Source organism: Micromonospora sp. D75 (genome assembly GCF_018070405.1).
GTDB lineage: Bacteria > Actinomycetota > Actinomycetes > Mycobacteriales > Micromonosporaceae > Micromonospora > Micromonospora chalcea.
This window is the reverse complement of record NZ_JAGPXV010000663.1, coordinates 1-3,147: the sequence shown is the minus strand read 5'-3', so window position 1 is coordinate 3,147 and position 3,147 is coordinate 1. Positions and strand designations below refer to the sequence as shown.

The window sequence follows — 3,147 nt, the reverse complement described above, 5'->3', positions numbered from 1 at the left end:
GGCCGGAAAACGCCTGGCCGGACCGGGTGGGGTGCTGACAGGCTGCCCGCCATGACCGCTCATGCCCTCGCCGGGGCGCTCGCCGACGAGCGCCGCCGGACCGTGTTCGCCGCGATCGTGCTCGGCGCCCGGGACCTGTCTGCCGTGGTGGCCCGCACCGGGCTGCCGGCCCGCGACGCCGCGGTGGCCGTACGCCGTCTCACCGACACCGGTGTGCTCGCCGACGACGGGGATGGGCTGCGGGTCGACGTCGAGCGGCTGCGCGAGTTCGCCCGGGCCGGGGCGGCGTCGCCGGTAGCCCCGGCGGCGAACCCGCGCGAGACGATCCTGCGCACGTTCCTGCGCGACGGCACGCTGACCCGGCTGCCCGCGCAGCGCGGACGCCGCCGCGTGCTGCTGGAACACATCACCGAACGCACCTTCGAGCCGGGACGTCGTTATCCGGAGCGGGAGGTGGACGACGCGCTGCGCCGGTGGTGCGAGGGCGGCGAGGCCGACCACGTGACGCTGCGCCGCTACCTGATCGACGACATGCTGCTCACCCGCGAGCAGGGCGTCTACTGGCGGACCGGGCCGTGAGCGGCTGGAGCACGCACGTCGTACGCCCGGAGCAGCCGGACGCGACGCTGGTGCTGCGCGAGTACATGGCGGAGATGGTGCGCCGCTGGTACGGGCGTCCGGATCGGCCCGGTGAGGTGGACGCCGCGCTGGCCGAGGACCCGAGCGACGACCTGGTCGCGCCGAGCGGGCTGCTGGTGCTGGCCCGCCGCGACGGTCGCCTCGCCGGGTGCGCCGGGCTGCGATGGCAGCCGGACTGGGCCGAGCTGACCCGGGTGTACGTGCGCACGGAGCACCGTGGCGCCGGTGGTGGAGCGGCGCTGATCGCCGCGGTCGAGGCGTACGCCGTCGGTGGCGGGGCGACGCGGATCCGGCTGGACACCCGCTCCGATCTGGTCGAGGCGCGGGCCCTGTACGCCCGGCACGGCTACCGGGAGATCCCCGCCTTCAGCAGCGGCCCGTACGCGCAGCACTGGTTCGAGAAGTCACTGCCGGCGCGAGTTGACGACGCGGCGCGGGCGCGTTAAAACAGAACCAGGAACTTGAGTCACCAAGACTCAACTTGAGACCTTGGGCCAGGAGAACCGAGGAGGCAAGAGCCATGTTGATGCGTACCGACCCGTTCCGCGAGATCGACCGGATCGCCGAGCAGTTCTTCGGCACCGCCGCCCGGCCCGCCGTGATGCACCTGGACGCCTACCGCGACGGTGACCACTTCTACGCGGCGTTCGACCTGCCCGGCGTCGACCCGGACAGCATCGACTGCACCGTCGAGCGCAACGTGCTGACCGTCCGCGCCGAGCGCCGTCGCCCCAGCGGCGAGAACGTCGAACTGGTCGCCGCCGAGCGTCCGATGGGCACGTTCACCCGGCAGCTGTTCCTGGGCGACACGCTCGACACCGACCGGCTGGAGGCCGGCTACGAGAACGGCGTGCTGACGCTGCGCATCCCGATCGCCGAGCGCGCCAAGCCGCGCCGGATCACCGTGGCCACGCCCGCCGAGGGCAACGGCCGCCGCCAGCTCACCACCGCCTGACCGTCCACACCGACGCGGGGGAGGCCGGAGCGCCGGCCGACCCCGCGTTGTCGTACCAGCGCGCCTGATCGCCAAACCATCCGCGGGCTGAGAGCCTTTCTCACATGCTTCGCCCCGAGGTGCTGCCGCGCGCCCGCACCGCCGCCCTGCCCGCCGGCCCGGCCGACGTCACCGAGGCGTGGCTGCGCAACCGGCGGCTGTCCGAGCACACCCGTGACGCGTACCGCCGTGACGTCACCGGCTGGCTGAGCTGGTGCGCCGAGCGGGGGCTCGACCCGCTGCGGGCCACCTTCCTCGACGTCAACGCCTACGGCCGGGAGTTGGAGTCCACGCCGCGCGGGCGCGACGGCCGGACGCTCACGCCGGCCACCGTGGCGCGCCGGTTGTCCGCGTTGTCGAGCTGGTACGACTTCCTCGCCAAGCTGGGCGCGGTGACCGCCAATCCGGTGTCGGCGGCGGACCGGCCGCGGGTGGACCGGGACCACTCCGCCACCGTCGGCCTGACGCCGGAGGAGGTCGACGCGTTGATCGCCGCCGCCGAGACGGACACCGGCCCGACCGCCGCCCGCAACCGGGCCGCCGTCGCGCTCCTGGCCGACCTGGGGCTGCGGGTGGGGGAACTGGTCGCGCTGGACGTGTCCGACCTGGGCACCGAGCGCGGTCACCGCAGCGTCCGCTTCGTCGGCAAGGGCGGCAAGGTACGCCGGCGCGCGCTCACCCCGGGCACCGCGTACGCCCTCGACGCCTACCTGACCGCGCGGGCCGAGGCGCAGGGCGTGACGGTGCCGGAGCTGACCGGTCCGCTGCTGGTCACCGCGACCGGCGGCCGGCTGGACCGGCATGCCGTGTTCCGGCTGGTGCGCCGCCTCGCCCAGCGGGCCGGGATCGCCGCCTGGGCGAAACTGTCGCCGCACTCGCTGCGCCACGCGTTCGCCACCACGGCCCGCTCGGAGGGGGTGCCGCTGGAGGACGTGCAGGACGCGATGGGGCACGCCGATCCGCGTACCACCCGCCGCTACGACCGGGACCGGCACAACCTGGACCGCGATCCGGCGTACGCGATCTGGGCGGCCCGCGCCCGCCGTCGCGGCTGAGCCGTCGCGCGGACCGGTCAGCCCTGCGGGCGGGGGCAGAGGCAGAACGGCTGCCCGATCGGGCGTACCGGCAGTCTGCCGCTGCCCCCTGACATCTTCGGCCCGTCACGGGCGCGCGGCGCAACCGCCTGCGCGGCGCGTTCCGGTTGCCTACCGTCGACGGTGATGGGCAGGCAGCAGGAGTGGCACCACACGGCCCGGCGGCGCCGGCCGCTACGCGCGGGCGTGCTGATCGCCGGTCTCGGCGTGGGCACCTGCCTGATCGGGGTGGCCGGGCTGGCGGTGTGGAACGCGCAGGTGGTGCTCCAGTCCGACGGGCCGGTCCGGGAGACCGCCGACGGGTTCTTCCGCGACGTCGCCGCCGGGGACACCGACGCGGCGTACGAGCGGCTGTGCGCCGAGGCCCGGGGTAGGTGGAGCAAGGCCGGCTTCGGCAGTTGGGTGCGTACGCCGCCGCAG

General features: G+C 74.8%; 4 protein-coding genes and 1 pseudogene. All 5 read left to right on the top strand.

Features of this window, described 5'->3' with window-relative positions:
- Positions 1 to 51 precede the first annotated feature (51 nt).
- Entirely contained in the window at positions 52 to 579 is a 528-nt protein-coding gene (locus KBX39_RS27320) for a DUF2087 domain-containing protein (RefSeq protein WP_210873230.1), read from the top strand.
- Positions 576 to 1,085 (top strand): GNAT family N-acetyltransferase, encoded by a 510-nt coding sequence (locus KBX39_RS27315; RefSeq protein ID WP_312247496.1) that lies wholly within the window; start codon positions 576 to 578, stop codon positions 1,083 to 1,085. The genes KBX39_RS27320 and KBX39_RS27315 overlap by 4 nt, the downstream gene beginning before the upstream one ends.
- A gap of 74 nt (positions 1,086 to 1,159) precedes the next feature.
- Positions 1,160 to 1,594: an Hsp20/alpha crystallin family protein gene (locus tag KBX39_RS27310; protein ID WP_030504676.1), complete on the top strand. Its 435-nt coding sequence runs from the start codon at positions 1,160 to 1,162 to the stop codon at positions 1,592 to 1,594.
- A gap of 104 nt (positions 1,595 to 1,698) precedes the next feature.
- Entirely contained in the window at positions 1,699 to 2,688 is a 990-nt protein-coding gene (locus KBX39_RS27305; protein ID WP_064445968.1) for a tyrosine-type recombinase/integrase, read from the top strand.
- A gap of 165 nt (positions 2,689 to 2,853) precedes the next feature.
- Positions 2,854 to 3,147: pseudogene (locus tag KBX39_RS27300) on the top strand (hypothetical protein); the annotation flags it as partial.

Excerpts from the sequence above, each read along its gene's own strand:
- KBX39_RS27320 (WP_210873230.1), top strand. The coding sequence starts at position 52 with ATGACCGCTCATGCCCTCGCCGGGGCGCTCGCCGACGAGCGCCGCCGG.
- KBX39_RS27310 (WP_030504676.1), top strand. The coding sequence starts at position 1,160 with ATGTTGATGCGTACCGACCCGTTCCGCGAGATCGACCGGATCGCCGAG.
- KBX39_RS27305 (WP_064445968.1), top strand. The coding sequence starts at position 1,699 with ATGCTTCGCCCCGAGGTGCTGCCGCGCGCCCGCACCGCCGCCCTGCCC.